Origin of the sequence: Hyphococcus flavus (genome assembly GCF_028748065.1) — a bacterium.
GTDB classification, from domain to species: Bacteria; Pseudomonadota; Alphaproteobacteria; order Caulobacterales; family Parvularculaceae; genus Hyphococcus; species Hyphococcus flavus.
Window position 1 is genome coordinate 611,003 of the sequence record NZ_CP118166.1, and the last position, 15,854, is coordinate 626,856.

Consider the following 15,854-nt stretch of genomic DNA (forward strand, 5'->3'; position numbering starts at 1 on the left):
CTTACGCTCCTGGAAAGATAAAGACGCCGGCAATCCGTTCCCGCCACCAGCGATTGAGCCAGCTTGTCACCACCGCGCGGCCCGCATAGGCGTGAATGAACTGGTCGGCGCTCGAAGTAATGCCGCAATGTTTTGCCGGGCCGTATATATCGACACGGAAGACAAGCACGTCGCCGGGTTCGAAATTTTTATTAATGCGTTCCGTCATGTTGCGGCGCGCGGCGGCGAGCAATGTCTCATCGCCTCTTCGCTCATTCCAATCGGGCGTGTAAGCCGGCGGGCGTTCAGGCTCGGCGCCATACAAGTCGCGCCAGACGCCGCGAACAAGTCCGAGACAGTCACAACCTGCGCCCTTGGCACTCGCCTGATGCACATAAGGCGTGCCGAGCCATGAACGCGCGGCGTCGACGATCTGGATGCGGGATGCTGTTGAAGAAAACGATGGAACGTTACTCATCGTAGACCGCCCGCAGCGCCTTGCCGCTACAAACTGATTTGACTATGCTAAACAAACTTAGGCGATCCTTCTTGCGAGCGCCCTGGACCGATTTATGTTGCAACAACAATCTCGCACACGGTTTTTCGTAACTCTCGGCGTATGGGCAGTCGCGATCCTTATGATTTCCTACGGCGCAGGCACTCAAGATCGTTTTGACAATTACTGGGCCAATTTTGCCCATATCGGTGTGATGGTTTTGTCTATCGTCGGCGCCTTCTGGATCATTCGGCGCTACGTGCCTCGCTTTGTTGGACGTAATCCCTTCCTTCAGACCGGCGCTGGATTGTTGATTCTGTTCGCTCTGATGTTCGTTCAAGTCTACTGGCTTGATGACCTCATCAGAATGATGATCTAAGATTTTCATCTCAACTTGCCTCCATCGTTCTTTTCACTTTTCAGCGGATAGGAAATGACAAAGTCGTTCCCCGGCATCAGCGGAAACCCGCGAAAGTTCACTGCGTTGGAAAATTTTGACTGGCAGGTGGCAAACCGCTTGTCGCAACCCGCCGTCGCGCTAAACGTATCGCCAACCTGAATGGCGGCGCCCGCGGGCAGCCACAATGCAATGGCGCCAGTCGAGGCTTGTGTTTTGATATGCGCCGATAGCCCCGCATTGGCGCCGGTTTGCCACGTTAATAATCCGTGAGCGAACCAGCCGTCGCTGAACGTATCGAACCCGTTGGCGATAAAACTTTGTTCATCGCGCAGCGCGGTGACTTCGCCTGTTGTTCTAAAGGTCGGGTCATCAAGATCGACGCCGCATGCGGCGCTGCCGACATTGACGTCGCACAAGCGCTGATAGACGCGGCCCGTTGGCTGGTCGAGCGCATGGGAAAGCCCGCGCAGCTCAGCACGAAAGGCGTTTCCTTCGCGCTTCACCTCGCCGATAACGCCTTTTTTAAGAAGCAACCGCTGGTCTGGCGCGGCCCAGTTGACACAAAAAACTTCAACTTCCGCGCCGTCGTAACGTCCGGCGGCGAGATCGGCCCCAGACAGCGCGTCATCAGAAAGCGCGCCTTCGATATCGGCGTTATCAACGGCGAGATCAGCGGATGACGACAGCGCCGACCCAGTTGCGCCTGAGTCAGGCAGAAACTCCGCGCCGTCAAAACTCAATGCGCGGTCGTGATCGGTAAAACCGAGAACGAACCCATCGCGCCGGGTGATGCGCCAGCATGTCGCCAGCGTCGTCGCGCCGGTGTTCAAGTGTGTTTGCAGATCGGGATCAAGCGCGCGCATTATACCAGCACCTCAATGAGAGGAATGGAGGGGATGTCGCCCGCTTCGAACGCTGCGAGATTGATGCGCAGTTCATCCGTATCGAACCTTACGGGCGTGTCGAACACAAAACCGGCGGTTATGCTGAGCCCCGCTCCCGGCGGCGACGTGAAATTGATGACGCCGCTTGTGTCATCGACGGTGAAGTCCGCCGTTTCGGTTTGTTCCGCGCCATCGACGGCGACACGCACCGAACCCGTAACCGGCTTTTTGATCATTCGCGCATAACTCGCCGCGCCGGATGTGTAGCGCTTCACAAGCTGAAACGAAGTTTCCGCGCCATCGCCGGTTCCGATCAGTTGGTCATCAGGCGCAGGGCTTTCCGCGATGCGGCAGCTTTTGAAATCAAACGGATCGCGAAACCGGAACCCGTAAAGCCTTCCGTGACGCGCTTCAAAAAACGCGATGACGTCTTCGATATCGGCGACGGACTTGACGCCGTAACCGGCGTTGAACGACCGGCGCGAACCGGCCCAGGGCGAATTGCGCTCCTCATGGCCGGAGACAAGCGCGACAATGTCGGTCTTGCGCGTCGGCCCGCCTTCGGAATTCAGCGCGATATCGACAGGGAATAGAATTTCGTGAAAGGACATGTTTGATACTCAACTCATTTAGCCGTCACAGATTCCTTTGACCCCGCCCGACGGCGCGGGCGAGCGCCGCAGCAATTTGCGTTTCGGAGCGTTTGAAACTTTGCGTGTCCGTCACGCCCGGCAGGTTGATATTCACCGTCATCCCCCCTGCCCCATAAGCGGCGTTTAGGGGACGGATGTTTCCGGCGCCGGCGGGCGTGAACAGTTCCGGCCCGCGCTCGCCCACTAGGAACGACTGGCCCGGCGCGACGACGCCGCCATTAGCGCGCGCCCCCCCAAAGGCGCCGGTGAGCGCATTGGTCAGGAAATTCTGGACCGGCTGGCGGACAAGGCTGTCAATGGCGAAGCGGCGCAGATCGCGCAGCAAGGCGTTTGTCAGTTTTTTTAAACTCAGCTCGCCGCGTTCGGCCGCGCGCGCGAGATTCGACTGGATCGAATTCGCCGCGGTTGAAAACGCTTCCTCGATCAGGTTCGCTGCCGGGGCGATACGTTCGCGCGCGATACGCTCGATTTCGATGCTTGCTTCCGTCAAGCCCAGCGTATTAACCTCTACATTCACATGTTCAGGCATGTTTATTCTCCGATACCTTGTTGATGAGTGCGTTGAGGTCGGCGCGGGTCATGCCGCCTTGCGGCGCTATAGCGGCAATCAGCGTCGACCATTCCGCTACGCCGAGCCGCCAGAAGTTTTCCGGCGTGAGACCCAGCCGCAAAACGGCGAAGGAAAACATTGCGCGCCATGTTTCTACGCCGCCCCCGATGGAAACTTTCCCGGCGCCTCATCTCCCCCGAGCGCTTCGAATGCCTTGGCGATGGCGCGCGACGCCTCAGCCAAATCGACGTCGCTCGCCTTTAGCGCTTCGATGGCGATAGGTGCGCCGCCACCGGTAAGAAGCGCATGCAGGATCATGATAATGTCGGCGACGCGTGGTTTTTTGAGACGCTGTTGCAGCGCTTCAAAGTCGCCGCCGCCGAGCGCCTCCTCGATTTCCGCCAGCGCGCCGAGAGTGAGACGCAAAGTTTTATCTTCGCCGTTTATTTTCAGGCGCACGTCACCGCGTGGATGGGGCATCACGAACCCTCCGGCGTGAAGGCAAGCGCGCCGGCGGATTCAAGCGCGAGCGACATCGACGCTTCGCGGTCATGCTCGCCAGCGTAATCGAGGTTGGCGATCAAAAACGCGCCTTCGATGGTTCCAAACCCGGGCACGACGATCTGCCAGTTGCGCAACAGCGATGAGAAGAAAACGCTGCGCACGGTTTCAGCCGCGGCGTCATTGAGAAACACCCCGGCGCCCGAAATCGACGCCTGGCGAACGCCCGCGCCCGAAAGCAGTTCGCGCCACCCGCCCGTTGATTGCGAATGGGTGATGTCGACAATCGAAGAGTTGAGCGACAGGGTTTTGGTGCGTAGCCCGCCGATGACGGCGAAACTTTCCGGCGCGCCGTCGTCGCCGATTTTGAGGAGGAGGTCTTTCCCTCTTTGTGCTGACATGAATGAATTCCTTGTTCAATTGTCGGTACGTCGTTCGTTGTGCGTAGAGCGTAGGAAGAACGACCAGACCAATACTCTTAAGCGCTACGCACGACGCACTAAGCGCTCCTTTGCGTCACGGCGCGAAAACGCGCGACGCCCTGATAGGTTTCGCCGTCCTGGCGGCGGAAGGCGTCGCCGAAAACAAAACGGATATTAACGAGATCGCAGCCCGTTACGGTTAGCGCCGCGTCATGCAGCGCATCGTAAACGGCGCCGATGATGCGTTTGACTTCGCGGCGCCCGGCATAGCGGGAAAAAACATAAAGACGCAGATCGTGTTCAAGCCCGCCGTCAACGCCTTTCCAGTCGGTTGCCCGCGCTTCGCCCAGCGTCATGTAAGGGAAAATCGCGTCCGGCGGCGGGTCGTCATAGATACGCGCCGGGTCGCCGATTTCCGCCTGCAGCGCCACGTCTGCGCTAAGTGTTTGATAGATGGCCTTTTGCAGTTCCCAGGTCGCGGTCATGACAACACCTCCTCGCAGACAAGCGTGAGGCGGCGGTCACGGCTGTCATCGCTTTCCATACTGACGACTTCATATTCGCTGTTGTCAAAACGCAGGCGCCAGCCGAGTACGATATCGGTGCGATAGCGCATGGTTGCGGCAATGCGTTTGAGGCGCCTCTCGCGATCACCAGATATATCGCGCGTTGACGTCAGGCGTTCGACCCGCGCCCATGTGTCCGGACCGGGGAGCCAGCTGACGCTTGCGCCGCCCGCCTCGTCATCGTCGCGCGACGGCGTCAACAGTTCGATCTTGTGTCTGAGCGCGCCGATCATAACCGGAACTCCCGGTATGGGGCGAGCAACGCGTCGACCGACTGTGGCACGGTATAGACGCGTGTCTCATGCGCCGCCTCGCGCGTTTCATAAAAATACCCGGCGAGAATTTTCACCGCTTGCTTTAGCGGTTCGGGAACCGCGCCTGCATCGGCGTAGCCGGCGGTGAAATCTATCCGCACGCCGTCAATCTTCGGCGCCGGCTGCGGCCACGGCCCAGCGGGACGCAATCGCCCTGGCGAACCGGATGCGAATTCATAAACGCTCGCATCGACCGGTTGCGGCGCGCCTTCGCCGTCGGTCACCGTGATCGCATCAATGGACGCAACCGGCGCAATCGGCAGATGAAGCGTTTCCATTGGCGGCGCGTCGAGCGTCAGCCGCCATTGCTGCGGCATGCATGCGAGCCCGCCCCGCGCTTCAACCGCGCGCACCGCCGCGACAAGCACGCCGGTGATCAGCGCATCTTCATCCGTATGCGTAACACGCAGGTGCTGTTTCAGCTCGGCAAGCGTTACCGGCTCCGACGCCGGGGGAGATAATAAAATGAGGGACATGTTTTTTTCCCGGACTTTGCTTCCCCGCTCACCCCGGCGAAAGCCGGGGCCCAGCTACATGAATCACGTCGGGCGTAGCCCGGCTTTTTATGTGACTGGTTTCCGGCTTTCGCCGGAATGAGCGGAAAAATGCAAACCATTACGACGCTGCGAATTTCAGAAACTTGATCGCGTCAAAGTCCTGAACGCCGCCGCCGACGCGTTTTGTGGTGTAGAACAACACATACGGTTTGGCGGAATATGGATCGCGCAGCACACGCACGCCGACACGATCGACGATCAGATAACCGCGACGGAAATCACCAAACGCAATCGAGTGTGAATCCGATGCGATGTCGTCCATGTCTTCGGCTTCCGTCACCGGATACCCCATCAGCCGCGCGGGCTCGCCCGGTTCATTGTTCGGCTGCCAGAGATAGTTGCCTTCGGAGTCTTTAAACTTGCGCAGCGCGCCGACAACCGAACGGTTCATGAGGAAGCGTCCATTGGCGCGATAGGCCTGTTTCGGCGCATAGATGAGATCGAGCAGAACATCCGACGGGTTCGACGCGGGGAACGCGCCGTCAGCGCCGGTCGCAATGTAGCCGAGCTCGTCCGGGTCTTTCGACGCGTCGGCGGCGATGTCGTAGGTCAACAGACCTTTCGGCGCCGTCGTGCCGTTGCCGGAAATGAAAGCAGCCGATTCCTGAACGGCGAATTCCGTCTGCACCTCGTCAGCGAGCCATTGTTCGATATCGACAATGGAATCATCGAGCAGCGTCTGCGACGCCGCAGGCATGGCGTAAAGCTCCATGGTCGGAAAATCGATGGCAGTGAGAGTCGGCGATGTCGTCGCCGTGTCGCGCGCGGTTGTTTCCGCGACCCAGCCGGCGGCGCCGTCACCGTTCGACACGGGCTTGCGGAAAACATTGCCGCCGATTTCACGCACGGAAGCAATCTGACGGATGGGGGAGATGTCTTTTACGGCGGCGGTGATAATGCGCTCAACCTCATGCGGGGCGAGATAGCCGCCCTCCTCGCCCGTGCCGCTGACAGCGGCGGCTTTGGCTTCAAGACTTGCGGCGGCGGTCGCGTCGCCCACGCGCATATACCGCAGGAAAGCCGCTTTGCGTTCATCGGGAACGGCGATTTTAGAACCATTCAGGCCGGAACTTAATTGAGGTCTCTGGTTATTGAGCGCGATGCGGTCAACGGCGGCTTTTTGTTCGGTGACGGCTTCGTTGATGCGGTCGACTTTTTCGGCGAGGACCACATCGTCCTGTTGTTTTTTCTCAAGCGCTGACAAACGCTCGTCATTGGCGTCCTTGAACTGCTCGAACGCATTCAAAAAATCGCGCATGGCGCCGCGCACTTCGCTGTTTGCATTGCCGGCTTTGGTTTCGATACTCATTACTCATTTACTCCTTAAACTGATAGAATGTTGGTTGCGGCGCGAAATGCGTCGGCAAGGGGCTGGACACCCGGCTCCGGGGGAGAAGAGCGAGGCGTCCAGCCGGCGGTTTGCGCGCCCTGAGGGGACGGCGGGCGAGGCGCGCAAACCGATTGGGTGAAAGCGTCGGCGTAATCCTGGGCGCCGTATTCAGCGCGGGCGGGGCCGACGCGGAGAATCCGCGCCTTGGGCGCCATGGGAAAAGTGACGATGGAAACCTCCCAAAGCTCGGCTTCGGTAATGCGGCGGCCGGCTTTTATCTTTTGCGCGCGGCGCGTCTGGTAGCCGATGGAAAGCCCGTCGATAGCGCCGCCGGAAAGCAACGCATGCACTTCGCGGGCGCGCGGGCTGGACAACAGGATCTCGCCCGTGACGAATAATCCGTACCCGTCCTGCTGAAACGACACCCAGCGGCCGATGGGCGTTTCCGCCGCGTGCTGGTAAAGCATGCGGACCGCGCCGGACGCTCTTAAACTCTGTGTGAACGCGCCGGGCGCAATGACGTCACCGTTAAGATCGGGCGTATTGAACACTGCGGCGTACCCTTCGATATCGGCGACGAAACAGTTGTTATTCATTCTCCGCCCTCCCCGCTCATTCGATCGAGCTTCGCCTCGATGCGTTCGAGCGATGCTGTCATGAACCGCGCCTGTTCCTCGAGCCGGGCGGTGCGCTCAATGATTTGCGCATTATCGCCGGCGCGGCGTTCCAACTGCGCCAGACGTTCGGTGGCGGCGCCGGCCCAGACGAGGCCGAGCCCCGTTTGCACAATGACGGCGGCGCCAATGGCGACCGTGATGCGCAACTCCTGCGGTTTTTCTCCAGGTGTTTTCGGAAAAGTGACGCTATGCATGGGGCTCCCCTTCGCGGCAAAGCCCCAGCGCCTCGCGTTTTTCATCGTCGCTCAGAAAATCCGCGCGGGAGATGCGCGACCACATGGCGTCGCGTTCAAGATTGAGCGCATCGATTTCAGACGCCTGACATATAACCGATACATCGGGCCAAACGGGCGCGACCCACCCGGTCAGCGCTGCGGCGGTTTTTTTAACCAGCGGCAGCACCGTCTGTTTCCAGAAGGCGAGGTTAGCTTCCTTATAGTTCGAATACGTATTATCGCCGGGAATGCCGAGCAGCATGGGCGGCACGCCGAACGCCAGCGCAATCTCGCGCGCGGCGGCGTGTTTCGCTTCGATGAAATCCATGTCGGCGGGGGAAAGAGACATGGAGCGCCATTCGAGCCCGCCATCAAGCACCAGCGGACGGCCCGCATTCGCCGAGCCTTGATAGGCGTCCTCAAGCTCCGACTTCAAACGGTCGAACTGTTCGGCGGTCAGATTCTCGGCCCCTTCAGGGCCTTTATAAACAAGCGCGCCGGAGGGACGCGCCGCGTTATCAAGCAAGGACTTGTTCCAGGCGGATGCGGCGTTGTGCAAGTCAACGCTCGTCGCGGCGGCTTCCAATGGCGACAGCCCGTAGTGATCGTTGGTTGGATGAAAAAGCTTCAGATGCAGGATCGGCGAGAGCGAATTGTCTTCTGGTTTTCTGAAACTCACCGTGCGCCCGCCAGCGGAATAGTCGTAGCCTTCCGCCCACCCGGATTTACCGAGCCGCGCTTTCATCCGGTCGGGACGCAGTACATATAACTCGCGCGGGGCGGCATCGAGCGTAACCGCTTCGAGATAGGCGTTGCCCGCTGTCTGCAGAAAACCGTAAAAGCTCTCGAACAATTCGGCGCCCGATTGTTCCGGATTCGGGCGGGCGAGTAACGCGACAAGTGGATGATCGCTCATCACCGCGCCGCTTTCAGCAACGCGCAACGGCGCCGATGCAGCCGCTTCCGCCACCAGACGCACGCAGCGATAAGCGATGACGTTTTTCTCATAGCCCGCGCGGGCCAGCGATGCATAATCGCGCGGCGTCCATGCAGGCGCACCGAGACGATTAATGGCGATCAATGCTTTTGCAGCAGAGGCTTTGGCTTCGGGCGCCTTGCGAAAAATGTTGGGGATTAGAGGCATGGGGCGCCTCCGCAAGCTCCGCTCACCGCGGCTTTCGCCGGGGTGCACGAAGACTGAAGCAAACGACACAACATCAACAACTCCTAATTCAATCTCTTCACGCCGGGCTTTGGCGCGGGGTTTTTCAACATCAAATCGGTGAGCGCCCAGACGAGCGCGTCGAGACGGTCGGGGCTCTTGCCGCCTTCACCTGCGTAGGTGACCATCTGGTCTTCGAGTTTCGGAAAGGCGCCCACATGACGCACGCGCGTGCGCTCATAAAGCGCGGCGACCGGTTCGGCGCGCAGTCGCTTGCCGCGGGTTGCGTGCACGCCGCGCACCGGCGCTGAAGGATCGACTTGCGCGATCACGGCTTTCGCCATGTCGCCGCCCTGATTGACCTCGACAACAATTCTGTCCGCTTCGAATTCATGATAGGCGGCGGCGGTTTTTTCCGCCCACTGACGGGGAGAAAGTCCCGCCGCCGACCAGTCGGCGAGAACGAATGCAGTCATGTCGTCGCCGCAAGAAGCAACGCCGGCGATGATAATCCCGCATTCGTCCGCATCCGGGCCGCTTGTGGCGGGGGGATCCACCGCGACCACGCATCTGTCGAGCGCCGGCGCAGCCGTTACGCGCGCCGCCTCGATCAAATTCCAGTTCCACAGCGCGCCGGCGACATCGTCGATGACCTCGCCCAGTAATTCCTGACGCCCCAGCGCCGTTCCCTCGTAAAGGGCGGCGATCTCAGTAAAGAAGGCATCCGACAAATGCGCGCGATTGTCGTATGTGGTGGCGCGCGAGACCTCGGTTGTCGCCGCCGCCATCAGCCGTTTGATCAGCGCTGACGGGCGCGGCGTTGTTGTTGCGATCTGGCGGGGCTTGTCGCCGAGGCGCAGCGCAAGCTGCAGGTTCGACCAGGTTTCTTCCGCATACCGCCATTTACAAAGCTCATCGCTCCAGGCGCCAGTGAACTGATAGCCGCGAATGCCGTCCGGGTCTTCCGCCGAAAATGCATAAGCTACCGCGCCTGACGGCCACACCAATCGCCGCCGCGAAGCCTCATAGACGGGACGCGAGTCTTCGGCCGCGACGGCGCGAATACCGGAGGGACCTTCGATCATGACTTCCCTCGCGTCGGCGTATGTTTCAGCGACCAGCGCGATACATTGGGCGGCGGCGCCGTCAGCGTTATCGTTCGCCGCAGTTGCGATGGCGCGCACCCATTCGGCGCCGGCGCGTGTTTTGCCTGCGCCGCGCCCGCCAAGGATGAGCCATGTGGTCCAGTCGCCTTGAGGTTCTTGCTGATGCTTATGCGCATGGAGCCTCCACAGTTTTTCCGCCAGCTCCGGAAAGTCCCGCTTCAGAATCTCTTCGACGGTCAGCCGCCTTTGCCTCTCGTTCCTCGAAACGGTCGACGCCGCGTTCGATTTCGCGATAGACTTCGGCGATGCGTTCTTCGGTGACGGCGGGTTTTGCCGGCGCTTGGTCATGCGGCTTTGCTTCCTTTTCTTCTTCCCGCTTCATGCGGCCGGCGACTTCCGCCGCACTCATCAGCATGCGTAGCGATCGCGCGCTGCGGTCAAACTCTTCTTCCTCTGCGTAAGCGCCGAGCATCGCTTCGCTCTTTCTGAGGGCGAGCGTGCGGATGCGATCGTGCAGCGCATCCCAGCTTTGGGAGGCGTCGCCGTCATCGTCTGGCGCGGTGTGATTTTCTGTTTTTTTCATCATGGGCGCCATTATGGGACAGCCCTGAAAGTGGTGGATAACCTTCCACCAACACTGGTGAATCTTTAAATTTTCAACCTGGATGTTGTATTTTTCGCGGTCCGATTCGCGTTATTGGGGTGGAAAAATTCTGATATCCGAGACCAGTTTTTATTCTATCGGGAATGAGATTGTCGTTCCGGGGCTGACGCCTTCAGAGCCCCGAATCCATCGCAAAAAATGTTACCGCAATCACTACGCCGAGTGCATCAAACACTTAGCGTGACGACTACTTTTTGCCCTGGCCCAGCGATAGGCTCCCCGTCGACTACTCTTGGCTGATAGCGCCATTTGGAAACCGCCTCGATGACAGCGTCCGCGAAGCAGCTATCATTAGTCTCCGTGACACGAATATTATCGACTGTTCCGTCTGGGGTTACATCGAAAATAACTGCTGAAAATAAATCTTGCCCGGGTTCTGGGTAGTCATCATTTTTTTCCCAACAATCTTGAGGAGCTTTGGGAGGTATTCTGACAATTGGTGCAAGCTGTATGTTTTCTTGCGGCTTCTTCAAATCTTCTATGTATTTAGCCAGCATACCCTGCCGCTTTGGCGGCAATGCGTCCAACGCGTAAGCATCTGCCAAATCATTTATTGCAGGTTCGTAGTCGTCCAGATTGACAAAAGAATTCGCTCTCAACTCTAATACAGTCGCTCTTTCATAGGGCGTCAGCCCCCCGCTTTCGAGCAGCGTTGTAAGAACGGAAACCGCATCCTGATATTGTTCATTCTGCATCAGGTCATATGCACGTTGAATCACTGCCGAGATGGATTCACGAAGAGCGTAGGCACCCTGTTGACCTTCTGGCGTTGCTGCGCAGGACGCGGCACCCAGCAGCAACACAAAGCATGCCATCAACCATTTCATTTGCCGCTCCCAACTCTAATCAAAAAACTATACCCCTCCCTGCGCTTTGAGGCTAATCTCGGGTCGGTTCAATTTATTCGGAGGCGGCCTGGCCGGTCATGGGTCAGTTATATCCGGGCGATCCCGCCCCGTGGTTCAAACAACAAACATCGGCCAACCCGAATTTCGCCTTCGATACGGCTGGCGGGCGTTACCTGGTGTTGTGCCTGTTCGGTTCGGCGGCGAGCGAGCCGGCGAAAACCGCCCTTGCCGCCGCGCGCGCCCGCACGGACTTTTTCAACGATATAGATGCGTCGTTTTTCGGCGTCAGCATCGACCCGGCCGACCGGTCGGAAAATCGCGTCGCAGACCGTTACCCGGGCTATCGTTATTTTTGGGATTTCGACCGCAGAGTATCAAAGCTTTTTGGCGCGGCAAATGAGGGTAACGACGCCTATGCGCCGCGATGGGTCGTGATCGACCCGGCGTTGCGCGTGATCTGCGACCTGCCGTTTCAGAAAGACCGCGCCGACATTGCGAAATTGAACGCCGTGCTCGACCGTCTGCCGGCGCCGGGCAGTTTCGCAGGCGCGCCGTTGCAGGCGCCGGTGATCTTTTTACGCAATGTTTTCGAACCGGATCTGTGTAAGCAGCTTATTGCGGCGTTCGACGCCCATGGCGGCGAGGCGTCCGGCTTTATGCGCGACGTCGGCGGCAAGACAGTCGGCATTCACGACCTGAAGCACAAGAGCCGCAAGGATTTCTACATCAAGGACGAAACCCTGACCCGCGCCCTACAGCAGCGCGTCATCAGGCGGATCGTGCCGGAGATTCGCAAGGTTCACCAGTTTTACGCTAACCGGATGGAACGCTATATCGTCGCCTGTTATACGGCGGACGACGGCGGTCACTTCCGCGCGCATCGCGACAACACCACGCGCGGCACAGCGCATCGGCGTTTCGCGGTGTCTATTAATCTCAATGATGATTTCGACGGCGGTGAAATTTCGTTCCCGGAATATGGACCGCGCGGGTACAAGCCGCCCGCCGGCGGCGCGGTGATTTTTTCCTGTTCCCTGTTGCATCAGGTTTCGAAAATGACGCGCGGTCGGCGCTATGCTTTCCTGCCGTTTCTTTATGACGACGCGGCGGCGGAAATCCGGCAGCAGAACCGCGCGTTCCTTGACAGTGACGCGCCAAAGCCCGGCGCTGACGCTAACGCGCTTTCGTAATCCGGCTCTCTAACAGCTTGTTGTCGATTTCATCCTCAGGGATGAGATCGGGAGACACCGCGATGCGCGCGCGCTCAACCGATTTCGGATCGCCGGTGATCAGCGGGTGCCAGTCCGGGATCGGTTTGCCGTTTGCAAGGCGGCGATAAGCGCAGGTTTCCGGCATCCAGTGGAGATCGCTTGCGTTCTGCGGCGTCAGGCGCACGCAGTCCGGCACGCGGGCGGTTCTGTTTTCATAATCGGTGCAGCGTCTTTTCTTGGCGTCAAACAACTTACACGCGACATCGGTTTCGAAGACATCACCGGTTTCTTCATTGTGCAGAATATAAAGACAGCACCGTCCGCAGCCGTCGCAGAGCGATTCCCACTCTGCATCGGTCATTTCCTGTAGGGGTTTCCTCTCCCAGAAAGGTTTCTCGCGGCGCATGAATAATGTCATACCCGATCAGGCGAGTTTTTACAGCCTCTACCCTAAATAGAATGGCTTGCATAAATTATCCAGGGAATCAGCCCGCATTGCGTCGTTTAATGCAGTGTACAGCATTTTTTAGTTGCGTAAGCACCCCATAATGTTGTTTGTGTACGGTCTGATACAATGCCTTTCACCGGGCGCAAACAGATATGCATTGATCCGATGGAATTCACTTTCAGTGATTTCTCGGCGCCTTGGTTCGAGCGGCCTTTTTTCGATGAGGCTGCGAAGCAGGACCAGGAGCCCCATATTGTCCGTCTTGCGGAAGATTTTCGCCGCGACGGCTATCTGAAGCTCGCGTTGGACTTCGATCCGGCGACGTTAGACGCTGTCGAGGCTGAAACCCGTGCGCTGCATGGGTGCGCGCGGCGGGTGCAGCATCTGTGGCGCCGTTCGGCCGCCATTCGCGATCTCGCCTGCGCGCCGCAGGTATTGTCATTGCTGTCTGCGCTTTACGGACGCCGCGCGTTTCCGTTTCAGACACTGAATTTCCCGATCGGCACGCAGCAAAGAACGCACTCCGACACATTCCATTTTCACTCGGCGCCCTCGCGATACATGTGCGGCGTGTGGGTGGCGCTGGAAGACATAGATGAAGACAACGGGCCGCTGCATTACTTTCCGGGCAGTCACGCGCTGCCGATTTTTACGCTCGAGGATATCGGCTCGCACCACTATGGCGATTATGAAACCTATGTAGCCAAGCTGTTGCATCGATGCGGTTTCAAAAAAGAACTGGGGCTCATGAAACGCGGTGAAGTGCTGATCTGGTCGGCCAATCTGTTTCACGGCGGCGAGCGGATCAAGGACCCGGCGCGCACGCGGCTCAGTCAGGTCACCCATTATTATTTCGATGATTGCATGTATTTCACGCCGCGCCTGAAAGAATCACCCTTCAGCAAAGGGCGGTTGCGCTACCCCTACGACTTCAGTCAAAACCGGTTTATCAAAAACCGCCATTTCGACGGTTATGTTGACGTGTCGTTTCGCGATCGCCTGAGCAACTGGCGAGCAGTTTATATGAAACACACGCCGACGACGCCAGTTAAATCCTGAAGTCCGATACCCGCGGCGTCGCCCCTTGTTGAGGCCTATCTACGCGCATCACGCAAGGCTAATGCTGCGCAGCCACGGTTCCTTATTTAGCGATATATCGAGCTGATAACGCGATAAGGCGTTATTGGCGCCCATCAAGGCATGCCATTAAGGTTTGGCGTTTTATTTGAATAGGGCGTGAGATGAAAAATTGTCTATTAGCCGGCCTTGCGGCCGTTTCCGTTAGTACGTGCCTGCAAGCGGCGTCAGCGAAAGACGCCGATGCAAATCGGCTCGAAGCGGATGTCCGGTACCTCTCCGATGACCTTTTTGAGGGTCGTGAAGCAGGAACCCGCGGTTATGATTTGGCGGCGAAGTTCGTGGCGTCGCGTTATCAGGCGCTTGGCCTCAAGCCAGGCGGCGATGACGGCAGCTATTTTCAGGCCGTTCCAATGCGGGAAACCAAAGCCGCCGCACCGGAAGGCGGCGTCTTGCGCTTTTCGGGTCCCAACGCGCCAGACACTTTTATTCGCGGGGAGGATTATTTGGTCGGCGCTAACTTTACGGGAACTGAAGTCGATATCGAAGCTGAGGTGGTGTTTGTCGGGTTCAGTTTTGTTTCCGAAGAGCATGGGCGCGATGATTTCGCCAATGTTGATGTTGACGGAAAGATCGTCGCCTTTCTTTATGGCGCGCCGAAATTTCTCAACAGCGAAGAACGCGCCCATAACCGGTCCATACGCGCACAGCGCGCATCCGAAAACGGCGCCATCGGCGCCCTAGGGTTCTGGTCGCCAGGACTTGAACAACGCTACAGCTTTGCGGACGCGATAGAAAATTTGCCGACTTCCACATCACTGGAATGGGTGCAAGATGGCGGAGAGGTTTACTCAACCGCACCCAATATTCGCGCGAGCGCCAGCATAAGCCTCGACGGTGCAGAGAAACTCTTCGCCAACGCACCACATACCTGGGCTGAGATCATGGAGATGGCTGAGAGCGAACAAGGCGAAGTCCCCTCTTTTCCGCTCAACATGACAGCACGCATCGAAAGCCGTTCGGTTCATAAGGATGTGTCATCACCGAATGTGGTCGCCATTCTGGAAGGCGCCGACCCGGCCCTGCGCGATGAGTATGTGGTCATGACCGCGCATCTTGACCATCACGGCATCGACCCCACAGATGAAGAGGGCGATGACGAAATCAACAATGGCGCGATCGACAACATGACCGGCGTCTCCGCCATATTAGAAATAGCAAGGCTGTTCGCTGAAAACCCGCCGCGCCGGTCTGTCATCTTTATTGCACTGACAGCAGAGGAAAAAGGCCTTGTGGGCTCTGACTATTTTGCGCAAAACCCGACGGCGCCTGCGGAAAAGATTGTCGCGAACATCAATCTCGATATGGCGATCGTCACCTATCCGTTTACGGACATTGTCGCTTTTGGCGGAGAGCGCTCGACCATGTATCCGGTGGTAGAAGCGGCCGCAGGGCGCGCGGGGCTGACGTTGAGCCCTGACCCGCAACCGGAACAGGGCTTCTTCACCCGCTCCGACCAGTACAGTTTTGTGAAGACGGGCGTGCCGGCGCTGAATATCGATCTCGGTTTCGCCAATGGCGGCGAGGCGGCGCAGCAGGAGTTCCTCGAAAACCACTATCACGAAGTCAGCGACGAAGCGGATTTGATCGACTACGAACAGCTCCGGCGGTTTGCGCAGGTCAATTATGAAATCGCTCGCGGCGTCGCCGACATGGATACGCGCCCGCTTTGGAAAAAAGGCGACTTCTTCGGCAAGACCTTTAACGGCCCGATGGAGGAGTAAGCTCAGGCGC

22 protein-coding genes are annotated in these 15,854 nt (G+C 58.4%); 4 read left to right on the forward strand and 18 right to left on the reverse strand.

All coding sequences use genetic code 11. From position 1 onward, the window contains the following. Position 1 precedes the first annotated feature (1 nt). Positions 2-457 carry an NlpC/P60 family protein gene (locus PUV54_RS02935; RefSeq protein WP_274494040.1) on the reverse strand — a complete coding sequence of 152 codons (456 nt, stop codon included), beginning with the start codon at positions 455-457 and terminating at the stop codon, positions 2-4. Positions 458-551: 94 nt separating this feature from the next. Here PUV54_RS02935 and PUV54_RS02940 point away from each other — a divergent pair, with 94 nt between their 5' ends. After that, positions 552-854: a hypothetical protein gene (locus tag PUV54_RS02940; protein ID WP_274494041.1), complete on the forward strand. Its 303-nt coding sequence runs from the start codon at positions 552-554 to the stop codon at positions 852-854. Between the two features lie 5 nt (positions 855-859). On the opposite strand, the gene PUV54_RS02945 is transcribed toward PUV54_RS02940, so the two are convergent. The 16 genes from PUV54_RS02945 to PUV54_RS03020 form a co-directional block, all read right to left on the reverse strand. Then, on the reverse strand, positions 860-1,738 hold the full coding sequence (locus PUV54_RS02945) for a DUF2163 domain-containing protein (RefSeq protein WP_274494042.1): 879 nt from the start codon (positions 1,736-1,738) through the stop codon (positions 860-862). Then, entirely contained in the window at positions 1,738-2,370 is a 633-nt protein-coding gene (locus tag PUV54_RS02950; RefSeq protein ID WP_274494043.1) for a DUF2460 domain-containing protein, read from the reverse strand. The genes PUV54_RS02945 and PUV54_RS02950 overlap by 1 nt, the downstream gene beginning before the upstream one ends. A gap of 25 nt (positions 2,371-2,395) precedes the next feature. After that, the gene (locus PUV54_RS02955; protein ID WP_274494045.1) at positions 2,396-2,941 is read right to left on the reverse strand and encodes a phage tail tape measure C-terminal domain-containing protein; all 546 of its coding nucleotides are present in this window, start codon (positions 2,939-2,941) and stop codon (positions 2,396-2,398) included. Next, entirely contained in the window at positions 2,934-3,101 is a 168-nt protein-coding gene (locus tag PUV54_RS02960) for a phage tail assembly chaperone (protein WP_274494046.1), read from the reverse strand. The genes PUV54_RS02955 and PUV54_RS02960 overlap by 8 nt, the downstream gene beginning before the upstream one ends. A 14-nt stretch (positions 3,102-3,115) precedes the next feature. Beyond that, positions 3,116-3,442: a GTA-gp10 family protein gene (locus PUV54_RS02965; protein ID WP_274494047.1), complete on the reverse strand. Its 327-nt coding sequence runs from the start codon at positions 3,440-3,442 to the stop codon at positions 3,116-3,118. After that, a complete protein-coding gene (locus PUV54_RS02970) occupies positions 3,442-3,864 on the reverse strand; it encodes a phage major tail protein, TP901-1 family (RefSeq protein ID WP_274494048.1) in 423 nt (140 codons plus the stop codon). The genes PUV54_RS02965 and PUV54_RS02970 overlap by 1 nt, the downstream gene beginning before the upstream one ends. A gap of 98 nt (positions 3,865-3,962) precedes the next feature. Continuing rightward, positions 3,963-4,370 (reverse strand): DUF3168 domain-containing protein, encoded by a 408-nt coding sequence (locus tag PUV54_RS02975; RefSeq protein WP_274494049.1) that lies wholly within the window; start codon positions 4,368-4,370, stop codon positions 3,963-3,965. After that, positions 4,367-4,684, reverse strand: coding sequence for a phage head closure protein (locus PUV54_RS02980; RefSeq protein ID WP_274494051.1), 318 nt, complete (start codon positions 4,682-4,684; stop codon positions 4,367-4,369). The genes PUV54_RS02975 and PUV54_RS02980 overlap by 4 nt, the downstream gene beginning before the upstream one ends. Then, positions 4,681-5,241: a head-tail connector protein gene (locus tag PUV54_RS02985; RefSeq protein WP_274494052.1), complete on the reverse strand. Its 561-nt coding sequence runs from the start codon at positions 5,239-5,241 to the stop codon at positions 4,681-4,683. The genes PUV54_RS02980 and PUV54_RS02985 overlap by 4 nt, the downstream gene beginning before the upstream one ends. 139 nt (positions 5,242-5,380) lie before the next feature. After that, a complete protein-coding gene (locus PUV54_RS02990; RefSeq protein ID WP_274494054.1) occupies positions 5,381-6,631 on the reverse strand; it encodes a phage major capsid protein in 1,251 nt (416 codons plus the stop codon). A 14-nt stretch (positions 6,632-6,645) separates the two neighbouring features. Next, the gene (locus tag PUV54_RS02995) at positions 6,646-7,248 is read right to left on the reverse strand and encodes an HK97 family phage prohead protease (RefSeq protein ID WP_274494055.1); all 603 of its coding nucleotides are present in this window, start codon (positions 7,246-7,248) and stop codon (positions 6,646-6,648) included. Next, the gene (locus PUV54_RS03000) at positions 7,245-7,523 is read right to left on the reverse strand and encodes a hypothetical protein (protein ID WP_274494056.1); all 279 of its coding nucleotides are present in this window, start codon (positions 7,521-7,523) and stop codon (positions 7,245-7,247) included. Before PUV54_RS03000 ends, PUV54_RS02995 begins: the two co-directional genes overlap by 4 nt. Next, positions 7,516-8,688 (reverse strand): phage portal protein, encoded by a 1,173-nt coding sequence (locus tag PUV54_RS03005; RefSeq protein WP_274494057.1) that lies wholly within the window; start codon positions 8,686-8,688, stop codon positions 7,516-7,518. The genes PUV54_RS03000 and PUV54_RS03005 overlap by 8 nt, the downstream gene beginning before the upstream one ends. A gap of 83 nt (positions 8,689-8,771) precedes the next feature. After that, complete coding sequence (locus PUV54_RS03010) at positions 8,772-10,052, reverse strand: DNA-packaging protein (protein WP_274495207.1); 1,281 nt, start codon at positions 10,050-10,052, stop codon at positions 8,772-8,774. Further along, the gene (locus PUV54_RS03015) at positions 9,979-10,398 is read right to left on the reverse strand and encodes a hypothetical protein (RefSeq protein WP_274494058.1); all 420 of its coding nucleotides are present in this window, start codon (positions 10,396-10,398) and stop codon (positions 9,979-9,981) included. The genes PUV54_RS03010 and PUV54_RS03015 overlap by 74 nt, the downstream gene beginning before the upstream one ends. A 245-nt stretch (positions 10,399-10,643) precedes the next feature. After that, positions 10,644-11,303 carry an energy transducer TonB gene (locus tag PUV54_RS03020; RefSeq protein WP_274494059.1) on the reverse strand — a complete coding sequence of 220 codons (660 nt, stop codon included), beginning with the start codon at positions 11,301-11,303 and terminating at the stop codon, positions 10,644-10,646. A gap of 98 nt (positions 11,304-11,401) precedes the next feature. On the opposite strand from PUV54_RS03020, the gene PUV54_RS03025 reads away from it, so the two are divergent. Next, a complete protein-coding gene (locus PUV54_RS03025; protein WP_274494061.1) occupies positions 11,402-12,514 on the forward strand; it encodes a 2OG-Fe(II) oxygenase in 1,113 nt (370 codons plus the stop codon). On the opposite strand, the gene PUV54_RS03030 is transcribed toward PUV54_RS03025, so the two are convergent. Further along, entirely contained in the window at positions 12,498-12,953 is a 456-nt protein-coding gene (locus tag PUV54_RS03030) for a YcgN family cysteine cluster protein (RefSeq protein WP_337999184.1), read from the reverse strand. The two genes, PUV54_RS03025 and PUV54_RS03030, sit on opposite strands and share 17 nt — an antisense overlap. A 195-nt stretch (positions 12,954-13,148) precedes the next feature. Between PUV54_RS03030 and PUV54_RS03035 the strand changes: the two genes are divergently transcribed. Both PUV54_RS03035 and PUV54_RS03040 read left to right on the forward strand, forming a co-directional pair. Next, positions 13,149-14,042, forward strand: coding sequence for a phytanoyl-CoA dioxygenase family protein (locus tag PUV54_RS03035; protein ID WP_274494064.1), 894 nt, complete (start codon positions 13,149-13,151; stop codon positions 14,040-14,042). 182 nt (positions 14,043-14,224) lie between these two features. Then, a complete protein-coding gene (locus PUV54_RS03040) occupies positions 14,225-15,844 on the forward strand; it encodes a M28 family peptidase (protein ID WP_274494065.1) in 1,620 nt (539 codons plus the stop codon). Positions 15,845-15,854 lie beyond the last annotated feature (10 nt).

What these genes read in the sequence shown, in the direction of transcription:
- PUV54_RS02980 (WP_274494051.1), bottom strand. Translation starts at nt 4,684, where the DNA reads ATGATCGGCGCGCTCAGACACAAGATCGAACTGTTGACGCCGTCGCGC.
- PUV54_RS02965 (WP_274494047.1), bottom strand. Translation starts at nt 3,442, where the DNA reads ATGCCCCATCCACGCGGTGACGTGCGCCTGAAAATAAACGGCGAAGAT.
- PUV54_RS02995 (WP_274494055.1), bottom strand. Translation starts at nt 7,248, where the DNA reads ATGAATAACAACTGTTTCGTCGCCGATATCGAAGGGTACGCCGCAGTG.
- PUV54_RS02970 (WP_274494048.1), bottom strand. Translation starts at nt 3,864, where the DNA reads ATGTCAGCACAAAGAGGGAAAGACCTCCTCCTCAAAATCGGCGACGAC.
- PUV54_RS03030 (WP_337999184.1), bottom strand. Translation starts at nt 12,953, where the DNA reads ATGACATTATTCATGCGCCGCGAGAAACCTTTCTGGGAGAGGAAACCC.
- PUV54_RS02960 (WP_274494046.1), bottom strand. Translation starts at nt 3,101, where the DNA reads ATGTTTTCCTTCGCCGTTTTGCGGCTGGGTCTCACGCCGGAAAACTTC.
- PUV54_RS02990 (WP_274494054.1), bottom strand. Translation starts at nt 6,631, where the DNA reads ATGAGTATCGAAACCAAAGCCGGCAATGCAAACAGCGAAGTGCGCGGC.
- PUV54_RS03020 (WP_274494059.1), bottom strand. Translation starts at nt 11,303, where the DNA reads ATGAAATGGTTGATGGCATGCTTTGTGTTGCTGCTGGGTGCCGCGTCC.
- PUV54_RS02940 (WP_274494041.1), top strand. Translation starts at nt 552, where the DNA reads ATGTTGCAACAACAATCTCGCACACGGTTTTTCGTAACTCTCGGCGTA.
- PUV54_RS02935 (WP_274494040.1), bottom strand. Translation starts at nt 457, where the DNA reads ATGAGTAACGTTCCATCGTTTTCTTCAACAGCATCCCGCATCCAGATC.
- PUV54_RS03000 (WP_274494056.1), bottom strand. Translation starts at nt 7,523, where the DNA reads ATGCATAGCGTCACTTTTCCGAAAACACCTGGAGAAAAACCGCAGGAG.
- PUV54_RS02975 (WP_274494049.1), bottom strand. Translation starts at nt 4,370, where the DNA reads ATGACCGCGACCTGGGAACTGCAAAAGGCCATCTATCAAACACTTAGC.
- PUV54_RS03025 (WP_274494061.1), top strand. Translation starts at nt 11,402, where the DNA reads ATGGGTCAGTTATATCCGGGCGATCCCGCCCCGTGGTTCAAACAACAA.
- PUV54_RS02985 (WP_274494052.1), bottom strand. Translation starts at nt 5,241, where the DNA reads ATGTCCCTCATTTTATTATCTCCCCCGGCGTCGGAGCCGGTAACGCTT.
- PUV54_RS03005 (WP_274494057.1), bottom strand. Translation starts at nt 8,688, where the DNA reads ATGCCTCTAATCCCCAACATTTTTCGCAAGGCGCCCGAAGCCAAAGCC.
- PUV54_RS03015 (WP_274494058.1), bottom strand. Translation starts at nt 10,398, where the DNA reads ATGATGAAAAAAACAGAAAATCACACCGCGCCAGACGATGACGGCGAC.
- PUV54_RS02945 (WP_274494042.1), bottom strand. Translation starts at nt 1,738, where the DNA reads ATGCGCGCGCTTGATCCCGATCTGCAAACACACTTGAACACCGGCGCG.
- PUV54_RS02950 (WP_274494043.1), bottom strand. Translation starts at nt 2,370, where the DNA reads ATGTCCTTTCACGAAATTCTATTCCCTGTCGATATCGCGCTGAATTCC.
- PUV54_RS02955 (WP_274494045.1), bottom strand. Translation starts at nt 2,941, where the DNA reads ATGCCTGAACATGTGAATGTAGAGGTTAATACGCTGGGCTTGACGGAA.
- PUV54_RS03040 (WP_274494065.1), top strand. Translation starts at nt 14,225, where the DNA reads ATGAAAAATTGTCTATTAGCCGGCCTTGCGGCCGTTTCCGTTAGTACG.
- PUV54_RS03035 (WP_274494064.1), top strand. Translation starts at nt 13,149, where the DNA reads ATGGAATTCACTTTCAGTGATTTCTCGGCGCCTTGGTTCGAGCGGCCT.